Source organism: Paenibacillus mesophilus (genome assembly GCF_005938385.1).
GTDB classification, from domain to species: domain Bacteria; phylum Bacillota; class Bacilli; order Paenibacillales; family NBRC-103111; genus Paenibacillus_AB; species Paenibacillus_AB mesophilus.
Window position 1 is genome coordinate 246,534 of sequence record NZ_VCRA01000007.1, and the last position, 22,670, is coordinate 269,203.

The following is a 22,670-nucleotide window of genomic DNA, read 5'->3' on the forward strand; positions in this document are numbered from 1 at the left end:
ACGGAATCATCTTACCGCCGGCTCCTTACAACATTCTTACAAAATCCGCTTACATCCGATGAAGCCCCAATAATGTATATAAGGAGTCGACCGATCGTTTGGACAGTCCAGCGTACCCCAACAGCTTGCGGGCGGCGGCGGCGGAAGCCGCCGATATGCTGAAAACCATCTGAGAAGCGCCATGATCCGCCAAAATGGCCGTGAATTGTCTTGCATCGGCTCGAGCCATGGCATTGTCCAGCTCATGCTTCGCTTCATCGGGCAAATGCGGGTACACCGCCGCTGCAGCCGACGTCCAGCGAGGTCCCCCCGCCGCGAACCGATCAATCAGATCCTCCAAATCATCGTGAAGCTGCAAAGCTTCCCCCAGACGAAAGCCGGCATCAAGCAATACCGCATGCCGGTCGGACGGAACCTTCGCGGCTATCGCACCTAAATGCAGCCCTGCGGCAATCAAAGCCCCCGTCTTCCGGCCGGATAACGCCATGCATTGCTGCAAATCGGGCCGCGCCAGCGAAAGGTCGCTCCATTGGCCGCGAGTCATATTTCCAACGGCACGGCTCACGGCCGCGACCGCGGGAACCGCGATGTCGGCGGGCATACCCGGACCGGTGACGATCAGATTGGCCGCGGATAGCAGCCATATGCCGATATTGATCGCGCGCTCTTTCCCATACAGCTTCCATGAGGCCGGCAGTCCGTATCGAGCTTCCGACGAATCTTGAATGTCATCGAATATCGTGGCGCTATGGTATAGCAGTTCCACCGCTGCACCGGCCCGAACCAGAACCTCCTCGTCCCTTTGTCCGTTAGTCAAGCATCCGTACAGAAACGACGGGAGCAAGCCGACTTGCGGCCTCGGTACCGCCTTCACCCAACACGCCGACGGACCGTCCTCGCCTTCGAGCTCGTTCAACGCTTCAAGCATCGTACGCAATATCGCTTCGTTCAACGCTTCCTCCTTGTTCGCCTCTTCTCCGCTCACACGACCGATACCCCTTTGCTTTTGCGCCCGTCTTTCCATGCGGGCAGCAGCAACAGTGCGGCAAGCGCCACTCCGGCACACCAGCCTAACACCATGCCGCCGATGTGCCCGAGCACGGCCGCCGTCAACTGCTCCACGGTCATCCGTACCCCCCATAATATTTGAACGAGTGCAAATGCCGTATAGATGCCGGATACCAAACCGAATCCCCCGTATATCCGTTCGGCTTTGCTCCATAGTTTCGTACTCGTAGGCTTTTTCAGCTGCTGCCGCAGGAAGGCGAGCGATTTGCTGCGCAGCTTCGGCATTTCCAAATAATCCATCAGCATGTAATACCCGTCAAACTCCAGCAATGGAAACAAGTTCGCAAGAAAGAACAAGTAGTTCAACAGCATGATTTGCACGAGCAGCGGATTCGCCGACAAGTCGGGTGACAGCAGCAGCAGCCACGCCATGACAGCCCCCACCGAGAAATGAAAATACGGGCCGGCCCAGGAAACGGCTATCCGGGCTTTCCGGGACGCCATCCAGATGTCGCTCGTATCGACGTAAAGGATCGGCGAACCCCAGAATATGCCGTATCCGGCTCTTCTCACTTCGCGCCCGTATGATTTCACCGTCAAGGCGTGGGCCGTCTCGTGGAGCAAGGCATGAACGAGAAAGATGCCGTAGAAGCCGATCCAGGAAAGGAGAGACGCCGAACGGTCGGGAAACAGCTGAACCAGCTTCACTTGGCCCGACATCATCAAATAAAGGAAGATGCAGACGCCGGAAACCGACAGAACGGCCAGCAGTCGTTGAAACCACTTCGTATAAATAACGAATCCACCGTTGCGGTACAGCGACGTAATTAACGGATCGAAGCCTTCGATCGGCTTTTTCCAGCTGAGAACATGGTGGGCTTTTAGACCCGCGCGAATATACCAGGGCAATTTCATGTCGCCCATAAGCTCTCTGGAAGCGCCTTGCGTATAAACGAAGCCTGCAGCTTGAAGCGACTCGATCAGACTGATAACCGTATCCATCGACAAGCTTTTGTATTTCATGAAATAAGCCATGACCAAGTCCCGGATCGATGTGTTGCCGTCCATCTGCTCCCAGAGGAAATATCCTTGTTCGGACAGTTTGAAATAATTGCCGCGGTCCTCGTCTTTTAAAATATAAAGCGAGGTACCTTCCGCGGTTGTTTGCCGCACCGAATTCCAATTCGGAATCCGCACGGGAAGCTGTCTCTGAAACAGCGTGCGCGACAAGTTGAGCAATAGCTGCCGGTTGCCGCGGACCGCCTGCAGAAAAACCTCTTTGGTCACTAGGAGCACTTCGGTTTCTTCTCCCGCTATCGCCGTATATGTGTGGCGCCCGCCCGATAGAAGAGCTCCTTCGCCGAAGCCTTCCCCCGCTCCGATTTCCTCCAGTACTTTGACGGACTCCGATTCGTCGGTATCCAAAATAATGCGTCCGCGGCTTACCATGTAGTAAGCATCGCCCTGGTCGCCCTCCTTGAACAGCACCGCCCTTTCGGGATATACTTTTTTCCGGGCGGAAGAGGCGATCCTATGAAGCAGGACGCTGTCCATACCGGCGAACGGGGCAGAGCGGCGAAGGAAACAAACAGCGCTCAAGCCCGCGATCTCCTGCTCGATGAACGCGGACGCTTCGGGATGATGGAGGAGACAGTCGTTGATGATTGCGGGACTGATGCGGTACAGCTCCAGATCGGAGGCGGCCACAACTGTCATTTCGGACGACACTCCCGAATCGGACAGCAAGGAAGCTTCGCCGAAAGTATCTCCGGGAACGAGCTCGGCAACCATCTTTTGCTTTTTGCCGTTACCCGTATAGACGTGCGCGCAACCTTTGTAAATAACGGAAAACTGTTCAATAGCTTGGCCGTAAGCCAGAAGCGTCGTTCCCGCAGTGACGTGTTCAACCTCGACTTGGGCGGCAAGCTCGGTCAGCACGGGTCCCGGGACGGCGGCAAGCGGAGTCGCCGCTTTCAGTCTTGCTACGATCGTTTTCAAGCGGAGTATGTCCGGCAAAGGCGACGTCCGGTGCTCCTCTCTACCGAAAAACTCGTATAGCGTGGCACTGCTAATCACGATGGCATGGACCGGCTCGACGGCCGTAACGCTATCCTTCCCCGAATCCCCGAGAATCAGATGGGCTTCCCCGATCAGATCGCCCGGACCGAATACCGCAATTTCTCTTGTCACTCCTTCCGCAAGCCGGTTCAATCGGGCCGTACCGCTCACAATCACATACATTTCGTCGTCGATTTCTCCGCATTCCTCGGTAATCATTTCCCCTTGCCGAAACGAAACGGATTTCATGTATTTGGAAAGCTCGGTTACGAGGAGCGGAGGCGGGTCTCCCAACCCCAACTCCTTAAACAGCAAATATACAGGGCTGTTCATCGTGATTTCGCTCATGAACATGCAGCCTCCAGTCATTTACGGACTTGAACCTAAACAGATCTCATCCATGATAACTGCGCCGCCTTACAAAAACCTTTCAATTTCGGTCCGAACAAGTTTATCAAGTCGCATAACGAACGGGGAAAACGAAAAAAACAACCGGATCAAACAGCTGTCCGCTGCGGATCCGGTCGTTAGGTGCGGTTGTTAGGACACGCCATGAAGAGCACGAAGCGCATCCTCTTTCTCCTTCAGGAAAAAAACTTGCTTGCCTTTATTGCATTCGTAAATAAAATCTTTCAGACTTTTGCTGTCATACCCGTCGAAGTCTCCGACAATAGCGATTTTCACATGATAATTCGTATATTTTTGCAAAATCTCGCCGGCAAGCCGGGTTTTCAACTCGAAGAAATCTTCCGTTAGGTTTGACTTATGGATCAATATTTTATGGCAGTCGTCGTTATACTTGACCGAAGCCATCAAATCCAGTGCCTCTTGAACATCGCGAATGACGATGTCGGAGCTTTCAATGACGGCCACTTTCGATTCGCCCTTTTGGTCAACCGTTACTTTCATGCTCGCTCCACCTTTACTATAAATATGTATTAATTTCATATAATACCATATTCTCTTGGAATCGCGACACCCCTTGTTACAGTCAAACCTACATACTTGCCGACATCGACCCTGCTATATGGAAAACCTACACTAAATGTAACTAGAATAGATCAAATAGCGATCCATAACGGAAAACCTACAGTAAAAATCGTTATATTCGAGCTAAAACAACGAAATCGATAAAATATACTACAGGTTTTCCAGTTAAACTTTCACAGAAGCAAATAATCGAATAATTAACGACATGTTTTCCAGTTAGGAAAACGGAAACGGTTCGAATGAGCGGGATTATCGTTCAGAGACTTTCTTGGGGAAACCATTTCCGGAACAACGATAAAACAGCCTCCGCGGTTTGCGCGGAGGCTGTTCCTTATTAACCCGCTGCCGGTCAGTCCGTCAGTTCGGAAGTTCTCAGCAGACGCGCGACGACCGTCGCGGTTTCGGCGCGTGTGATATACGCCTTCGGGGCTAGAGTGCTGCCGTAGCCTTGAATAATTCCGTAACGGATATTCAAGCCTGCCGCGGACTTGGACCAATCGCCGAACGCGTCCGCATCGTGATAAGCGGCGAGCAGCCGATCGGTGTCGGCGTTATCGATGCGGGTCTGCATTCTGGCCAGCTTCATCGCCCGTGCGGCAATCACCATCGCTTCTTCCCGGGTAATGCGGTCCTGCGGGCGGAAGCTGCCGCCGCTCTCCCCTTCAATAAGCCCATGCCGCTCGGCAATGGCAACCTCACCCGCATACCATGCGTCGGAAGGGACATCTTGAAAGCTGCTGCTGATTCCCTTCCCGTTATGAAGCCCTAACGCCCGTGCCATAATCGCGACAAATTCGGCGCGGGTAATCGGCTGATCCGGCGTGAAGCGCCGATCATCCGTTCCGTCGACAACGAGGCGGGACGCCAATTTTTCCACAGCTCCCTGAGACCAATGTCCCCATATATCCTCGAACGTCTTTTCATTATAAATGACGGAATACATACTATTCGAAAGGCTGTTGATGACTGCGCGATAAGCGCCTCCCTGCTCTACGACTTTCGTCGGTACGTGGAGCAGCTGCCCATCCTCGACAATCCGCACCCCGGTAGTAATACGGCTAGGGGCTGTGCCGGAAGGGAGCACGATGCTCCTCTCCACATATTCGGCAAATCGGTCGATCTCGATTTCCCTGCCTTGCCAGGAAGCCGTTACCCGGAATTGAACGACAGGCGATACCAATACTGCCGATTCGTCCGGATTGTCCGCGGGCTTCGGCTCGTTCGGGACAATCGTGATCTCTACGCGCACTTTAATGTCGCGGAGATCGGCCTGGGAGCCGAATTGTCCGGACACCTCACCGATGTTCATAAACCCGGCCGGTATCGTATAAGCGGCCGCTTCCGTCTGAATGTGCAGAACCGCGCTCTTGTCCTCCATATCCCGCACCATTCGGCCGTTAAGCTCGACATGCAGCTGATCGGAGCCGTTCGTTACCGGAACCGTAAAGACCGCCCCGGCCTCTTCGTTCTTCAATCGCTCTCCGATCGGCTCCTCCTGCAGCGTTACGGTCGTTCTTTTCCTGTCGTTTACCGTCTCGACCAGGGCGGTTGCCGTCTGCTCCTGAACGACCCCGTTCACGATAACCGGAATACTTTGCGGCCTATTGTCGTTTGCCGGTGGAATAGCAGCAGACCCGGTTCCTGCATCCGTTTCGTTGCCGCCGTTAACGGGAGCTTGCCGGGAGGCAAGCCGTAATCCGATTGTCGAACGCGCAGCCTCTGCGGCGTTGCCCGCTATGTCGAATATCGATGCACCATTCGCAGGACGAACCGAAACAGTTTCCGTCCCGCTCGGTACACCCGCAATTTTTAGAAACACTCTTACTCTCGATTCACCGCCTGTTAACGCGCCAGCCTCGGTCACCGTCTCCCCATCAAGCTTCTTGACAGCCTCGATTGAGGCTCCGGAAGCTCCTCCGCCGTTCGCTGCGAAATCAACCGTCAAGCTGCTCACTGTTAGGCCACCTGCCCCCTGCATCGTACCGTATACACCTTCGCTGAATGCGATGTCGATGTACGCGTTGCCTGCTCCCAGCACGGCTTCCGTTTGCAAGACCGGTGCCGCTGTGTCCCACGCTAGGACGGATACGCCCGCTTCGTCCGTCGCCATCGCATTGCCCGTCACGTCGGCAATCCCGCCGCTTGAACCCGCCGAGTACTTGACGGTTACGCCTTCCTTGCCGGATACGCTCATGTCCGCAACCGCCAGTACGACGTGCATGGCATCCGCACCATGCACCCCGGCGGTAACCGGGTACGTCCTCATTCCTCCGCTCCCCGTTTCCTCAACCATAAAGCCGCCTGTACCCGAAAGGAACACCGACTCGCTCAGCTCTACCGTAATTTGCGTATCGCTGTCCCGCGCGGCCGCTTTCATGACCGGTGCTTGCCGATCCGCGAGTGTTATCGCGTTCGTCCGTCGCGTCGCATTCGCCGCATTTCCTGCCTTATCGAAGACCGCGAGCCCGCTTGCAGAACGCAGCGCTATCGTCTCCGTTCCGCTCGGCGTGCCAACATACGTCAGGAACACCCGCACCGTCGTTTCTCCGCCTGTAAGAGCACCGGCCTCGGTCACCGTCTCCCCATCAAGCTTCTTGCCAGCCTCGATTGACGCTCCGGCAGCTCCTCCGCCGTTCGCTGCGAAATCAACCGCCAAGCTCGTCGTCGTTAGGCCGCCTGTACCTTGCATCGTACCGTATACACCTTCGCTGAATGCAATGTCGATGTACACGTTGCCTGCTCCCAGCACGGCTTCCGCGTGCAAGACCGGTGCCGCTCTGTCCCACGCTAGGACGGATACACCCGCTTCGTCCGTCGCCATCCTATTGCCCGCCGTGTCGGCAATCCCGCCGCTTGAACCCGCCGTGTACTTGACGGTTACGCCTTCCTTGCCGGATACGCTCATGTCCGCAACCGCCAGCACGACATGCATCGCATCCGCACCTTGCACCGCAGCGGTAACCGGGTACGTCCTCGTTCCTCCGCTGCCCGTTTCCTCAACCATAAAGCCGCCTGTACCCGAAAGGATCACCGACTCGCTCAGCTCTACCGTAATTTGCGTATCGCTGTCCCGCACGGCTGCTTTCATGACCGGTGCCTGCCGATCCGCGAGTATTATCGCGTTCGTCCGTCGCGTCGCATCCACCGCATTTCCTGCCTTATCGAAGACCCCGAGCTCGCTTGCAGAACGCAGCGCTATCGTCTCCGTTCCGCTCGGCGTGCCGTCATACGTCAGGAACACCCGTACCGTCGTTTCTCCGCCTGTAAGAGCACCGGCCTCGGTCACCGTCTCCCCATCAAGCTTCTTGACAGCCTCGATTGAGGCTCCGGAAGCTCCTCCGCCGTTCGCTGCGAAATCAACCGCCAAGCTCGTCGCCGTTAGGCCGCCTGCTCCCTGCATCGTACCGTATACACCTTCGCTGAATGCGATGTCGATGTACGCGTTGTCTGCTCCCAGCACGGCTTCCGTTTGCAAGACCGGCACCGCTGTGTCCCACGCTAGGACAACAGCGCCCGCTTCGTCCGTCGCCATCCTATTGCCTGCCGTGTCGGCAATCCCGCCGCTCGAGCCAGCAGTGTACTTGACGGTAACGCCTTCCTTGCCGGATACGCTCATGTCCGCGACCGCCAGCACGACATGCATCGCATCCGCACCATGCACCGCAGCGGTAACCGGGTACGTCCTCGTTCCTCCGCTGCCCGTCTCCTCCACCATAAAGCCGCTCGAACCCGAAAGGATCACCGACTCGCTCAGCTCTACCGTAATTTGCGTATCGCTGTCCCGCGCGGCCGCTTTCATGACCGGTGCTTGCCGATCCGCGAGTATTATCGCGTTTGTCCGCCGTGTCGCATCCGCCGCATTTCCTGCCTTATCGAAGACCGCGAGCCCGCTTGCAGAACGCAGCGCTATCGTCTCCGTTCCGCTCGGCGTGCCGTCATACGTCAGGAACACCCGCACCGTCGTTTCTCCGCCTGCAAGAGCACCGGCCTCGGTCACCGTCTCCCCATCAGGATTCTTGACAGCTTCGATTGACGCTCCGGTAGCTCCTCCGCCGTTCGCTGCGAAATCAACCGCCAAGCTCGTCGAAGTTAGGCCGCCTGTACCTTGCATCGTACCGAATATGCCTTCGCTGAATGCGATGTCGATGTACGCGTTACCCGCTCCCAGCACGGCTTCCGTTTGCAAGACCGGTGCCGCTGTGTCCCACGCTAGGACGGATACGCCCGCTTCGTCCGTCGCCATCCTATTGCCCGCCGTGTCGGCAATCCCGCCGCTTGAACCCGCCGTGTACTTGACGGTTACGCCTTCCTTGCCGGATACGCTCATGTCCGCAACCGTCAGCACGACGTGCATCGCATCCGCGCCTTGCACCGCAGCGGTAACCGGGTACGTCCTCATTCCTCCGCTCCCCGTTTCCTCCACCATAAAGCCGCCTGTACCCGAAAGGAACACCGACTCGCTCAGCTCTACCGTAATTTGCGTATCGCTGTCCCGTACGGCCGCTTTCATGACCGGCGCCAGACCGTCGGCCAACTCCAGCACGGCCGTTATTTCGCTTGCATCCATCGGATTTCCGGCCGAGTCGAATAGGGACGCGCCGCTCGCCGGGCGAAGCTTCAGCTGCTCAACTCCGTTAGGCGAGCCGGCATAGCCCATGAACACCCGAACCTTCGTTTCTCCTCCTGCCAGCATTCCGGCCGTTTCCACTGTCGTCCCGTTCGCTTTTCTCACCGCAACAATAGAGGCTCCCGACGCTGTTCCGCCGTTTGCCGCGAGCTCGACCGCCAAGCTGGCCTCCGTAAGGCCTCCCGCTCGCAGCGCCGTAGCGTATACGCCTTCGCTGAACGTAATGTCCGCGTACGCGTTCATACTGCCGAGCTCCGCACCCGTAATCGTCGGTACAAGAAGGTCCGCAAGCATCTTCGCGTTCGTCTGCCGCACAGCATCGGCCGCGTTGCCCGCTTTATCGAAAATCGCAAGCCCGTTCGCCGGACGAAGCACTACCGTTTCGGTTCCGCTCGGAACGCCAACGACTGTCAAGAATACGCGCACCGTCGTTTCTCCGCCTGCGAGCGCGCTTGCGTCACCCGCCGTCACCCCATCGGCTCTCGTCACCGCTGCGATCGATACTCCCGACGCCGCGCCGCCATTGGCGGCAAAATCAAGTGCCAAGCCGACCGCCGTAACGCCTCCTGCCCCGTGCTGCGTACCGAATACGCCTTCGCTGAACGCGATGTCGATATACGCGTTGCCTGCACCCAGCACCGTCTCCGTTTGCAGTTCGGGCGGCTCCGTATCCCAAGCTGAAATAAGTACGCCCGTTGCGTCAGTCGCCATCGCGTTGCCCGCCGCGTCGGCAATTCCGCCGCTCAAGCCAGCCGTGTACTTGACAGTCAAGCCTTCCTTGCCCGATGCGCCCATATCCGCTACCGTCAGCACGATATGCGCGGCGTCCGCACCTTGTACCGCAGCGGTAACCGGGTACGACTTCGTTCCTCCGCTGCCCGTTTCCTCCACCGTAAAGCTGCCGGCCTCACCCGGAAGGGACGCCGGCTCGCTGAGCTCTACCGTAATCTGCGTATCGCTATCCCGAACGGCCGCCGCCATCGCCGGTGCAAGCCGGTCCGTGAGCGGCAGCGCGCCGGATGCAGCGTCGGCTGCAATCGCATTGCCGGCCTCATCGAAAATCGCCGCGCCGATCACCGGTCGGATCGTCACCGTTTCCAGCCCGCCGGGAACGCCGGACAGTGTCAGAAACACGCGCACCGTCGTTTCTCCTCCCGTCAGCGCCCCGGCCGTGCCGGCGGTCACCCCGTCGGCCTTCTTCACGCCGGCCACAATCGCGCCTGCAGCTGATCCGCCGTTCGCCGCGAACGTAAGCTCCAACCGATCCGCCGTTATACCGCCCGTGCCGTTAGCCGCACCGTATATGCCTTCGCTAAACGCAATATCGACAAAAGCGTTGTTCGCATCTACCACCGCTCCGGTAATCGTCGGCGCGAGCCGGTCTGCGAGCGTCTTCGCGTTCGTCGGCCGTGTCGCATCAGCCGCATGGCCCGCCTTATCGAAAATCGCAAGCCCGCTTGCCGGACGCAGCGCCACCGTCTCCGTCCCGCTAGGCGCGCCGTCATACGCCAGAAACACCCGCACGGTCGTTTCTCCGCCCGTTAGCGCCCCTGCCGCGTCGGCCGTCACTCCGTCAGCTTTCTTCACGGCGGCAACATTCGCACCTGACGCTGCGCCTCCATTCGCCGCGAAATCAACAGCGACGCCGGCTGCCGTAAGACCGCCTGTCCCTTGCGCCGTCCCGTATACGCCTTCGCTGAACGTGATGTCGACATATGCGTTTCCTTCGCCCAGCACGGCCTCCGCCTGCAAAATCGGCGGATCGTTATCCCAAGCGGCAACCGGTACGCCCGTCGCGTCCGTTTCCAAACGATTGTCAAACCAGTCCATAATCGGATCGAAAATGGAGTCGGACACGTATTTGACCGTAACACCCTCTTTGCCGGAAGCACCCATAGAATCAACGGTAAGCACGATATACAAATACGAATCGTCTTGCCGCAAAGTGACCGAATTCACCTCATAAGCAATCGTACCGCCGCTCCCGGTCTCCTGAACGACAAATCCGCCGCTTGTGCCCATATCGTCAAAATAAATAGGCTCGTTCATCTTCACCACGATCGTCGTATCGCTCTCGCGAGCAGCTTCCGCCATCGTAGGAGAGTATTTCTCGAACACCGTGACGGTTTGCGAATCGGATTCCGGGACCGCATTGCCGGCTATATCGAAAATGGCTTGGCCATCCGCCGGCAAAATCGTAATCGTTTCATTGCCGTCCGGCTTTCCTGCGACCTCAATAAAGATACGCACCGCATAGTCCCCGCCGATCGTCTCTCCGACCGCTTCCCCCGTGCTCACATCCACCCTTTGCACCTCTTCGATGACCGCGCCTGTAGCCGTTCCGCCGTTTGCTTCGAAGAGGAGCGTAAAGTCGTCCGCCTTCAAGCCGCCCGTACCGTTGTCCGAAGCATACACGCCTTTCGTAAAATAAAGGTCAAAAGAAGTATTGTTATACCCAAGCGGATATACGCTGTCGAACATGGGGGTAATCCTATTCCAGCCGCCGATCGTCCAACCGGCTGAAGACTCCATCAGGTTGCCCGCTTCGTCCGCTATCGTTCCGTTACCGCCTTTCACATACGATACCGTGACGCCTTCCTTGCCGGAAACCGCCATATTCGCAATCGTCAATGCTACCTTCCGAGCTTGTCCGGGAATTTGGTCGATTGACGTTACTGCATACGTGATCGAGTCATTGCCCGTCTCCGTTACTTTGAAGCCGCCGTCACTGTTTTTTATAGTGCCGGTCGCATCCTGACTCAGATCCACGATAATGCGGACATCGCTCTGCTTAGTCACTCCGGTGATCGACGGAGCGAGCTTGTCTTTCAGCGTCAACGTCCGGATTTCACCGGCCCCAGCCGGGTTCCCCGCCTTGTCGAATAAGGATTGGCCGTCCTTCGGCCTGATGTCGATCTGTTCCGCGCCGATCGGGGTTCCGGTCGTCGTCAAAAATATACGTACGGTCCGCTCTCCGCCGGTCAAGTCACCCGCCGTTTCCAGCACATCGGAACCGGTATTTTTGACCGCCGCGATACCGGCACCGGTTGCATTGCCGCCATTCCGCCGGAAATCGAGACGGAAATCGGCTGCGGTCAACGCTCCCGTTCCGTCGGCATTCCCATATACGTCCTCGTTAAAAGTCACATCCACATACGCGTTGCCGCCAGCCGCCAATACAGCCGTGGCGAACGCGGGAGCAGCCGTATCCCAAGCGGCTATCCGAATTCCCGCAGCAGTGCTCGCCAAAGCATTGCCGGCCGTATCCGCAATCGTTCCGTTCACGCCTTGCGAATAATGGATCGTCAGCCCTTCCTTTCCGGAAGCGCCCGTATCCGCCACCGTCAGCACGACTTTGCGGCAGTCGGTGCCCGCCGCCGTTCTCGTTACCGGGTACGTGATGGGCCCGCCGCTGTCCGATTCCTGCACGGTAAAGCCGCCGTCATGGTCATGCTCGACTTGAACGGCATCCTTGCTTAGCGTTACTTCCACGGTCGTGTCATTTATCCGTGCTACATTCGTAATGACGGGGGCAACCAAGTCTCGAAGCTGCCGCACGGCCGACTGGACCGCTTCCGCCGCATTTCCCGCTCCGTCGTATATCGCCAAGCCGTTGACCGGCTTTAGCTCGATCGTCTCCACCCCGCTTGGAACTCCGGTTACGGCAATAAATACGCGAACCTTCGTTTCTCCGCCCGTCAATATGCCCGCCGTAGTGGCCATTTCCCCGTTCGGTTTCCGCACCGCCGTAATAGCGGCCCCGGAAGCTCCGCCTCCGTTCGCCGCAAACGCAAGCTTGAAGCTGCCGCTCCATAATCCTCCCGCACCGTTCGGTTTTGTGTATACGCCTTCGCTGAATGTCACGTCGACGTAAGCGTTTCTCGGGCCGATCTCCGCACCCGTTATTGCAGGACGCTCCGTTTCTCCTCTATTCCCCGCCAGCACCAGCGTGTGATAGCCGCCCGCGGCGATCGAGGCGATCCGTTTGCCCGACAATGCCCCGATCGGCGTAGGGAGAACCTTGGACAAGTTCGTCGAGGCACCGTGCCCGAGCACTCCGAAATCGCCTTTCCCGAAGCTGTACGTTTCGGATACGCCCGCTTCCTGCGTCGCCACGATCGTATGCTTGTCTCCCATCGAAGCGGCTATCGCACGTTTGCCCGCTAGAGCGGCGACAAGCGTCGGCGATGTCCGCATGTTCGTATCTCCGTGGCCCAATTCCCCCTTGTCGCCATTCCCGAACGTATACATCGCGCCCGATTCCGTCAGCACAAGCGAACCGGAGCCCCCTGCTTGGATGGCGACCGCCTTGTCCCCGCCCGGAAGTCCGGCGATCCGGGTCGGCACGTTGACGCTTAGCGTATTGCCGTGACCGAGCTGCCCCGCGAAACCGCCTCCGAACGAATATACCTCGCCTTTATCCGTAAGCACGAGCGAATGGGAGGCGCCGGCCGCGATTGCGATCGCCTTGTCTCCCGACGGCCATCCGCCTTGAATCTTCACGGGAACGTTCGTGCTGTTGTTGTTTCCGAGTCCCAATTGACCCGCCAAGCCGTTACCGAAGGCGTACACTTCCCCATTCTCGCCGAGCGCCAAAGAATGGCTGCCGCCGGCCGACACGTCAACGATCCGGATCCCCGCCAGCGCCTGGATGCGTTTCGGCGTATCCTGCTGGCTCGTATCGCCGTGGCCCAGTTCGCCGTTTAGTCCATAACCGAACGAGTAGACGTCGCCGGTTACCGTCACGAGCAAAGAATGCTCGCCGCCGGCGGCAACGCCGGTCACGGGCGTTCCCGGCAGGACGGTAAGCGGAGCCGGCGAATACCGATCGTAATAGTACTCGTTAATGCCGAGTCGCCCCCGCGCCCCTTCGCCAAATGCGTAAACCGCCCCGTTTGACGTCAATACGAGCGAGTGTCCCCCACCGGCCGCTATATCCGCAATGTCCGCGAGGCTTGTCGGCAGTGCGGCCATCAGCTTCGGGGAGTTCAAATTTCCGGAAAGGCCTTGACCTAGCTGCCCCACAGCGCTGACGCCGAAAGAGAAAACGCCTTCGCCCTCTACGGTCGGGAGCTTCGGGACAATGTTGACTCGGGCGGCCGAGGGCCGCGATTCGCCCTTGATGTTCGTAGCCGTCACGGTGACCGTATAAGGCACCTCGTTGAGCAAGCCCGATACGACAATCGGACTGGCATTGCCGTAGGCGCGGACGACGCCGTGTTCCGATACGGCATAAACGGTATAATGCGTAATCGGGGTTCCCCCGTTGTACGCCGAAGGAACGAAGGAGACTTCAATTTGCCCGTTGCCGGGAACGGCTACTATGTTCGTTGGGGGATCCGGCATATCGAAGGCGGAAGGGCCGAGCGTCAGTAAAAAGCTGTGGCTCGGACCCGCGTTTATATGCTTCACGCTCACGCCGGCAGGGGTAATATTTACCGGCACATAGCTGTGATCCTGGATGTCCCCTTGACCGACGCGATTGGAATAGCCGAACGAATACACTTTCCTTGATTCGGTCAGCGCAAGCGCATGATAGTAACCGGCGGAAACGGCCACGACCTTCTCCCCTGCAAACGAAGTACGCGGAATAACAGTCGGCGATTTGACGTGGGGTACATCCCCTTCAGGTCCTATCCCCGTACCGAGCCCCAGCTGCCCATCGGTCGCGATGCCGAAGGCGTAAACGTCCCCGTCCTCCGAGAGTGCCAGCGAGTAATACCTGCCCGCCGATACTGCGGTTACGACTATGTTTTGCAGCGCGTCGATGCGTTTCGGAATTGTGGAGCCGCTCCTATCCCCATGACCCGACGAGCCGTAGCTTCCATCACCGAAAGCGTATACTTTGCCGTCCTCCGTTAACGCCAATGAGTGCGTATTGCCTGCGGAAACCGCCTTCACCTTGACGCCGGAAGACAAACCGGCCGTAATCTTGACGGGTGCGTACACGGTCTCTTCATGGCCAAGCCCGGTACGCCCGTATAATCCGTTCCCGGTCGAGTAAATCTCGCCGTTTTCGGTCAGCAGCAGCGAGTGGCTGTTTCCGGCCGAGATCGAGGCCACTTTATCGTCCAATGGAATTCTCGTCGGCGACAGCACATTATCGCTCAGCTCGCCCAGTCCCAACGCCCCTTGTGCGCTCGTCCCGAAGGCGTAAACATCGCCGGTAACGGTTAATATCAACGAATGGTTGTAGCCGGCCGAAACCGCCGCCGCTTTGTCGCCGGGGCCGCCGAAAGAAATTAGCGTAGGTACGCCCAGATTGGTCGTCTGTCCATGTCCGAGCTGACCAAAACGTCCATAACCGAACGCGTACACATTGCCGTCCGATGTGAGCGCCAGCGAATGACCGTTTCCTGCGACTACATCGGCTACGGGCACGCCTGCGAAAGCCTCGACGTACTTAGGAATCGGCTGCCAGTCGTTATTCGGATAACCGAGCTTGTCATTGCCGCCGGGGCCGAACGAATAGACTTCCGACAGGTCATCCCCCAGCGCCGCCAAACTGTTCATTTGAACCTTGGCGCCTCCGTAAACGGAAGAAGTCACAGGCTGAACGCTCTTCTTTCCGTCTCCATAGACGGAAGGAATTACTTCACGGCCGCTTGCTTGACCTGCATCCGCAGCCGCAGTCAGCCTCCCGGGCATACAAGCTTGCAGCAAAAATAAAAAAACAAAAATGACATTCCATTTGCTCCTTTTCGAGCTCATTGCTTATGCCTCCCTATCGAGCCCCAGCCGTCGCCGAATATGTATACGTAGTCCTTTAGACTCTTATCGAAACCCATCATAACAAAACAGCACTCGACAAATTCTAAACAACCATTTTCAGACGGCGGCAGCGTCTTTTCCACCTCATTCCCCAAATAAAATAAGAGACGTTTCCGCCTCTTGTTTCCTCGATTACCCTTATTTGACGAGTCCGCTTCAAACCACGACGAATAACAGCTCCAAATGCCGTTATTTGGTCCCGAACCCTACCGTCACCGACCACCTCCTCTTCCTCCCGACATGATCCGCGCCTAATTCCTTTCTATCCGGTAAACGCAAAAAAGCTGCCGGCAATCAAGTACCGGCAGCCCGTTCAACTTATTTACGAATGGAAATCCTGACCCGAGCGAACTTCCTTGACATAACCGGCGCGGATGACAAAGTCGCCGAAATGCTCGCCTTCCCGCCGATCCTTCGCATAATGGCCCACGATCGGCTTCAGCGACTCCAAAATTTCCGCCTCGCCGATGTTTTCCTTGTACAGCTTGTTCAGCCGGTTGCCGGCAAAGCCGCCGCCCAAGTACATATTATACTTGCCCGGGGCTTTGCCGATGAACGCAATTTCCGCCAGCATCGGTCTCGCGCAGCCGTTCGGGCAGCCCGTCATACGGATGACGATCTCTTCGTCGCGCAGGCCGGCTTCATCCAGCATCGGCTCGATCTTGTTCATCAGCTCGGGCAAGTAGCGCTCCGATTCGGCCATCGCGAGTCCGCACGTCGGCAAAGCTACGCAGGCCATCGAATTTCGGCGCAAGGCGGAATGCTGGCCGCCTTCGGTAATCCCGTATTCCTTGAACAGCTCTTCCATCTTTTTCTTCTTCTGGCTGCTTACGCTGCCGATGATCAAGTTCTGGTTCGGAGTGAGGCGGAAGTCGCCGGTATGCACCTTGGCGATTTCCCGCAGTCCCGTCATCAACCGGTTGTCGCCCTCGTCCTGCACCCGTCCGTTCTGAATAAAGAGCGTGAAGTGCCATTTGCCGTTGCTGCCCTTCACCCAGCCATAACGATCGCCGTTATGGTCGAAATGATAAGGACGCACAGGCTCCAGCTTCCAAGCGAGACGATCGTGCAGCTCCTTGATGAACCAATCGATGCCACGGTCGTCGATCGTATACTTGAAGCGGGCGTGCTTCCGGACCGAGCGGTCGCCGTAATCGCGCTGGATCGTGACCGTTTTCTCCGCGACGTCGACCACTTGCTCCGGCGTGCAAAATCCGATCACTTGGCCCACTTGCGGATACGTCTTCGGATCGCCGTGCGACATCCCCATCCCGCCGCCTACCGTAACGTTGAAGCCTTTCAGCTTGCCGTCCTCGATAATCGCGATGTAGCCGAGATCTTGGGAGAACACGTCGACGTCGTTGGAAGGGGGGATGGCCATCCCGATTTTGAACTTGCGCGGCAAGTAAACCGGCCCATAGATCGGTTCCTGTCCTTCGCCGTTGTCTTGACTGTCCAGCACTTTCTCGCCGTCAAGCCATATTTCGTGATAAGCTCTTGTCCGCGGATTGAGATGCTCGCTGATCCGGCCGGCCCACTCGTACACTTCGCCATGAACGTCCGACTGGTACGGATTCGGGTTGCACATGACGTTGCGGTTCACGTCGCCGCAAGCGGCCAGCGTGCTTAGCATCGCATCGTTTACTTCCTGGATCGTCTGCTTCAGGTTCCATTTGATTACGCCATGCAGCTGGAACGACTGGCGGGTCGTCAGCCGGATCGTATCGTTCGCGTATTTTTGGGCGACGCGGTCCATCATCAGCCATTGCTCCGGCGTCACGACACCTCCTGCGGCACGCACGCGCAGCATGAACTGATACGCCGGCTCCAGCTTCTGCTTGTTCCGTTCATTGCGCAGATCCCGGTCGTCCTGCATATAGCTGCCGTGAAATTTCATCAACCGGTTATCGTCCTCGGGGATCGACCCCGTAATTGGATCTTGGAGCGTCTCCGTAAGGCTTCCCCGCAAGTAATTGCTCTTGCGCTTAATGTGCTCTACTTCACTGTGCGGCGCACTGTGCGGGGATATCAAGTTATTGTCCGACATGCTTGCCCTCTCCTCTCGCGACCCGTGAGTCCCGGCTTAGGAACTTTAACGGAATAACGTACCTGCTCTCTGACGACCAGGACTTGCTGGTACTCATTGCCCCGGTCGTAAGTCAGGGCGGTAAATTCCGTTAAAGTTCTTTAATAAACATCCCGCTGGTAACGCTTCTGCTGCTGCATGCGGATCAAATATTCCGCAGCCTCTTCCGGGCTCAGGCCGCCCTCTTGCTCGAGGATCGTCGCCAGTGCCGCATGGACGTCGTGCGCCATCTTCTTCTCGTCGCCGCATACGTACACGCAAGCACCTTCCTTGATCCATTCGTAAAGCTCCCGGCTCTTCTCGAGCATCCGGTGCTGTACGTACACTTTCTTGTCGGTATCCCGGGAGAAAGCTACGTCCATGCGCGTCAATACGCCTTCCTTCAGCCACCGCTGCCATTCGACCTGATACAGGAAGTCGGTGGAGAAGTGCTGATCGCCGTAGAACAGCCACGACTTCCCTTCCGCACCGGTTTCTTGGCGTTCTCCGAGGAAAGCTCTGAACGGGGCGACGCCTGTGCCGGGTCCAATCATGATGATCGGCGTATCCGGGCTCTCGGGAAGCTTGAAGTTCGAATTATGCTGAATGTAGACCGGCAAAGTATCGCCTTGACTTACCCGCTCCGCAAGCTGAACGGAGCAGACGCCGTACCGGCTGCGCCCATGCGCTTCGTAACGCACTGTGCGGACCGTGACGTGCACTTCATCCGGGTTTGCTTTCGGACTGCTGGCGATCGAGTACAGCCGGGCAGGCATTTTACGCAGAATGGAGACGAATTCGCCCGCAGGCACGCCTTTTAAGGAATAATCCTGCACCAGATCCAGTACATCCCGCTCGGCGATATACGTCTTCAGCTCCTGCTCGCGACCCGCCTCGAGCAGCGCCTTCAAGCCATTGCCGGAACGAAGCGAAGCGGCCTGCTCCAGCAGCGGCTTGGTCAGCACGGTAATCTCGAAATGATGAAGCAAAGCTTCGCGGAGCGGGCGATCGCCGCTATTTTTAACGGGAACAAGCTCGTTCGCCTTCCAGCCCATCGCTTCGATCAAGTCGTCGACAAGGCGGGGATCGTTCTCCGGATATATGCCCAGGCTGTCCCCCGGTTCGTACTGGAGATTCGAGCCTTCGAGGGACAGCTCGATGTGGCGGGTTTCCCGCTGCGATCCGCGGCCGTTCAAGTTCAAGTTCTCAAGCACTTCGGCTTGGAACGGATTCGTCCTGGAATATTCGGATTCCGTCCCGCCAGCGACAGCGGCACCGGCTCCAATTGCGGCTGCGGGAGCCGAAGAACCTTCCCCGAGCGCCTCTAAGACGCTCTTCATCCACTCCGCGGCAGGCCCGTCGTAATCGACGTCGCAGTCGACGCGCGGGGCAATCCGCTTCGCGCCCAGCTCTTCCAAGCGCTTGTCGAAATCTTTGCCGGTCTGGCAAAAAAACTCGTAGGACGTATCTCCGAGCGCGAGTACGGAAAACCGCAAGCTTTCCAATTGAGGCGCTCTCTTGCTGTGAAGGAACTCGTGGAACGCAAGAGCGTTGTCCGGCGGCTCTCCTTCCCCATGCGTGCTTACCAGGATAAGCAGGTTTTGCACCTTTTTCAAGTTGTTCGGCTTGAAGTCTCCCATCGAGGAAATCGTGACCTGGAAGCCTTGCTCCTCCAGCTTCTTGGCCGTCTTCTTGGCCAGCCCGTGGCCGTTGCCGGTCTGCGATCCGAACAGAACGGTCACCTCTTTGGAGACCGGTGACGCATTGACAAGTGCTTCCGCCTGAGCCGGGACCACAGCCGATGGAGCGACTGCCGCACCGCCAACCGCCGCCAAATAACCGCCGAGCCATATCCGTTGCGTTCCCGTAAGCGTTGGCAGAAGGCGATTGAGCAGCTCGACCTGCTCCTGATTAAAAGGACTGTTTGTGACTTGAAGTTCCAACGTATCCACCTCGCGCGAAATGCCGTTATAGTAATTCCGAGTATTCGTATCCAAATTCATTTACTCTCTCCTGAACCCTATCACAGCAGGCGAAGCCGGTCAATTAGAATGATCTAATAGGATCTATCAGTTATTTTGATAAAGCTAAATCGGACGCACGACGGCCCCCTTGAGCCTGGTTCGGGGACATCAGGCTGAAGGAGGCCGTATGATCAGTTGGAGGAATGATTGCGGTATTCGCTGGGCGTTAGTCCGTTTACGCTTTTGAACGTTTTGCTGAATTGCGAGGAGGAAGCGAAGCCGACCTGATACGCGATGTCCGTCAGCGTCATTTCCGGATACTGGAGCAGCAGCCGCTTGCTTTCGAATATTCGCTGGAGCAGCACGTATTTGTGATAGGTCATGCCCTTTTCCTTCTTGAACGTACGGATCAGATGATCGGGACTGAACTGGAACAGACCGGCCATCTTCTTGAGGGTCAAATCTTCGTGCAAATGCATATCGATGTAAGCGCACAGCTGCTTAATCGGGTCTTCCCCATGCCGCCTTCTCGCCGAAGGCCGGCCGACCTGTTGTTCCGTCTCCCCCTCCATGCTTCTGCGTATGGTGACCGCCAAATTCATCAGACCCGCCGCGAGCATCTGCTGCCAGCCGACTTTGCGCTCCCTCATTTCCCTGTGCATCACGAACAGAAGCTGCTTGATCGACATGTATGTATCGGGCTGCAGCTTGAATTGATGGCACGACACTTCGGGAAAGCGGAATGCCTCCTGATCGGGCAAAATCGAAGAAAGCTTCCTGTCGTCGATCAACACGACCATTCTCGTATATAACCGGGACGGATCGATGTACACCTGATGCGGCATATTGCCGGGAAAGATGAGCAGCTGTCCGGGCGATTGCTTCAATATTTGATTGTCGACTACGAACGTCCCTTGGCCTTCCAAAGTCAAATTCAGTTCGATACCGGGCTGGACGTGCAATTTATGACTATGCGGGCTCAAAAAATCGTGGCGCAAATAAACGGGGAAATCTTCGAGCCATTTCGTGACGGAATCGTTCCATGCCGGCGGTTCATTGATGAGTGAACGGTTCAGCTCCATTGCTTCTGTCCCCTTTCCCGCTTCTTCCGAGAAAGCCCGTAGCCTCCCCCTCCCCTCATCATAATGAACGTACCCGGAAAAAGCAATACGGCGCCCGAACGCCGGGAACAGCACCGGCCTCGGACGCCTTTAATCGATTAAACCGAACGGGCCTCGGCCGTATCATTCTCGTAGTAAGGAAGCAAACGCTCCTCCAACTGTCCCATCAACAAGCCGGATGCGATCTCGGCCATCGTCCACCCGGACTCGATCGACCAAGGTCCCCACCCCGTATCGGCAGGAGAGCCGAACACTTCCCCTTTGTCGACGTCGAACGCTCGCGCCCATGCGCCGTCGATTACCGGATTGCCGCTATGGATTTGCGCGGATATGAGGAAGCCCGCAATTTGCTCCCACAGCTCTTTGAAATACGGATCCTTCGTAACGAAATACGCTTGAATAAATCCGATCGGCAGCCAATTGTTCGAGTAAAGCAGATCGATGACCGGGTCTCCGTTGCGGGAAATGAGCGAGCTTTCTCCCTTCCCGATCTCGTGACGCATCGCCGCCTGGTAGCCGTCGTCCCATTCCAAATATGCGCCGGACGGATGCTTGAATTTCTGCAAGTCGCCTGCAACCCGGTACAGCCATTCCCGGTGCCGCTCCTCTCCCGTTACCCAGACAAGCCAGGAAAGAGGCAATACGAGCCGGCAATATTCCTGCGTCTCGCTTTGCTCCCGCTTCGTGTGCGGGTAAACCGACATGATCGTCTCGAGCCCCTTCACGGCCGTCGTGCGGAACTCGTCGATGCCCGTAAGCTTGTATGTGAGCAGCAGCGCTGCATAATAATAAGCGTTGTAATGGGCGCTCGGCAAGCCGCCGGGCGTCGTTCGCAGCTGTTCGAGCTTCTCGGCGGTCAGATTGATGTTATCGGTACGGTATACCCGGGTTCCGTCCGTTCCCGTCGTCCGGACCAAGAAACGGAGCGCTTCCGCGATGTCGGACAAATGTTCGTTCGTATTCGCGTACAAGCAGCGGAGCAGCTGCGGCAATATGGCGCGGGCCACATCGTCTTGATAGCAGACGCCCCATGCCTCTTCCGTCCAGCGAATCATGCCGTGTAGCGGCCCTCCGTCTTTGCACTGGAAGTCGTCGTACACGATCCGCTGCAAATTGCCGGCAATCCGCCCGCTGCGCTCGTCCGAAGCGAGTATCGATTGCAGGAAATACGGGAGTGCGATTTCACCGATACAGTCGACCCGATGGTTGCGGCTCATCCGCTGCCTTCCGTCAGGATACACTTCCGTGCCCGGTCCTTCCAGAGCGCCGCTTGCCCCTTCGTCGTATACGACTCCCGACTGCTCGAACCAGCGCATCGCTTTGTCCGTGCATGCCCGGAGCTGCTCCGCAAACGGCTCGCCGGGCTTTCCGGTTCCGACCGTATACGGGCTTTCAACTCCGCTTAGATCGGCGGCGCCGTCCAGCAGCCATTCCATAATGAAGGCGATCAGCTTGGTCGCCGAAGCGAGCGGGGCGATCCGGGCTTTCAAGAAGTCGGCGAGACGGAAGGAGCAAATAAGCAGGTTGTCCGGGTTGTCGAACCAGAGCCCGCGGTCGGATACGATTTCCGTCAAGCCGGAATGCATTTCGACGCGGTCGTGGGCATGCAATTTGACATATTGAAGGATCGGAAGCTCCTTCGAGCAAGTGACGCTATACGGCTTGACCCTTATATTGCACTGATCCTCGATCAGCATCCCTTTCTCCAAGCCGCCGATTACGCCGTCCGCGCATACCGCCAGCCGTTCGAAGCGGGTGCTGACGGGAGGCGCGCAGTATACGTGTCCGATGCTCCCGACATATTCGGCGAATACTTTTTTGCCTGCTTGAAGCGCCGATTCGACTGCCTTACGCGTCCGCGCCGGTAAAATCAACGGTTCATCCGATACGCCGCCCAATAGGATGACAGCGTCGAAGCCGCCCAGATCGGGCGACTCCTCCGGAGCGATCACGGTCACATTGGCGTTTTGCCGGCTCAGCAAATCGGAGAAGTCGCTGGTTCTGGCCGAAAAGATCGCAATGTTCTTCTTATATTTATTCATGCTGTCTCATCCATTCCGGTGTGA

8 protein-coding genes are annotated in these 22,670 nt (G+C 57.4%); all 8 read right to left on the reverse strand.

Annotated elements, in window-relative coordinates; genetic code table 11:
• Positions 1-49 precede the first annotated feature (49 nt).
• The 8 genes from FE783_RS15550 to FE783_RS15585 all read right to left on the reverse strand — a co-directional run bounded on the left by FE783_RS15550 (position 50) and on the right by FE783_RS15585 (position 22,646).
• Positions 50-985 carry a polyprenyl synthetase family protein gene (locus FE783_RS15550; protein WP_158301825.1) on the reverse strand — a complete coding sequence of 312 codons (936 nt, stop codon included), beginning with the start codon at positions 983-985 and terminating at the stop codon, positions 50-52.
• A complete protein-coding gene (locus tag FE783_RS15555; protein ID WP_158301826.1) occupies positions 982-3,414 on the reverse strand; it encodes a PqqD family peptide modification chaperone in 2,433 nt (810 codons plus the stop codon). Before FE783_RS15555 ends, FE783_RS15550 begins: the two co-directional genes overlap by 4 nt.
• 192 nt (positions 3,415-3,606) lie before the next feature.
• Positions 3,607-3,975 carry a DUF4180 domain-containing protein gene (locus FE783_RS15560; RefSeq protein WP_138880300.1) on the reverse strand — a complete coding sequence of 123 codons (369 nt, stop codon included), beginning with the start codon at positions 3,973-3,975 and terminating at the stop codon, positions 3,607-3,609.
• 430 nt (positions 3,976-4,405) lie between these two features.
• Positions 4,406-15,394, reverse strand: coding sequence for an RCC1 domain-containing protein (locus tag FE783_RS15565; RefSeq protein ID WP_138880301.1), 10,989 nt, complete (start codon positions 15,392-15,394; stop codon positions 4,406-4,408).
• 382 nt (positions 15,395-15,776) lie between these two features.
• Positions 15,777-17,501 (reverse strand): assimilatory sulfite reductase (NADPH) hemoprotein subunit, encoded by a 1,725-nt coding sequence (gene cysI, locus FE783_RS15570; RefSeq protein ID WP_138880302.1) that lies wholly within the window; start codon positions 17,499-17,501, stop codon positions 15,777-15,779.
• A 140-nt stretch (positions 17,502-17,641) separates the two neighbouring features.
• Positions 17,642-19,462 carry an assimilatory sulfite reductase (NADPH) flavoprotein subunit gene (locus FE783_RS15575; protein ID WP_138880378.1) on the reverse strand — a complete coding sequence of 607 codons (1,821 nt, stop codon included), beginning with the start codon at positions 19,460-19,462 and terminating at the stop codon, positions 17,642-17,644.
• Positions 19,463-19,674: 212 nt separating this feature from the next.
• Entirely contained in the window at positions 19,675-20,565 is an 891-nt protein-coding gene (locus FE783_RS15580; RefSeq protein ID WP_138880303.1) for an AraC family transcriptional regulator, read from the reverse strand.
• A 137-nt stretch (positions 20,566-20,702) separates the two neighbouring features.
• Positions 20,703-22,646: a type 1 glutamine amidotransferase family protein gene (locus tag FE783_RS15585; RefSeq protein WP_138880304.1), complete on the reverse strand. Its 1,944-nt coding sequence runs from the start codon at positions 22,644-22,646 to the stop codon at positions 20,703-20,705.
• Positions 22,647-22,670: the final 24 nt, after the last annotated feature.

What these genes read in the sequence shown, in the direction of transcription:
- cysI (WP_138880302.1), bottom strand. Translation starts at nt 17,501, where the DNA reads ATGTCGGACAATAACTTGATATCCCCGCACAGTGCGCCGCACAGTGAA.
- FE783_RS15585 (WP_138880304.1), bottom strand. Translation starts at nt 22,646, where the DNA reads ATGAATAAATATAAGAAGAACATTGCGATCTTTTCGGCCAGAACCAGC.
- FE783_RS15565 (WP_138880301.1), bottom strand. Translation starts at nt 15,394, where the DNA reads ATGAGCTCGAAAAGGAGCAAATGGAATGTCATTTTTGTTTTTTTATTT.
- FE783_RS15555 (WP_158301826.1), bottom strand. Translation starts at nt 3,414, where the DNA reads ATGAGCGAAATCACGATGAACAGCCCTGTATATTTGCTGTTTAAGGAG.
- FE783_RS15560 (WP_138880300.1), bottom strand. Translation starts at nt 3,975, where the DNA reads ATGAAAGTAACGGTTGACCAAAAGGGCGAATCGAAAGTGGCCGTCATT.
- FE783_RS15580 (WP_138880303.1), bottom strand. Translation starts at nt 20,565, where the DNA reads ATGGAGCTGAACCGTTCACTCATCAATGAACCGCCGGCATGGAACGAT.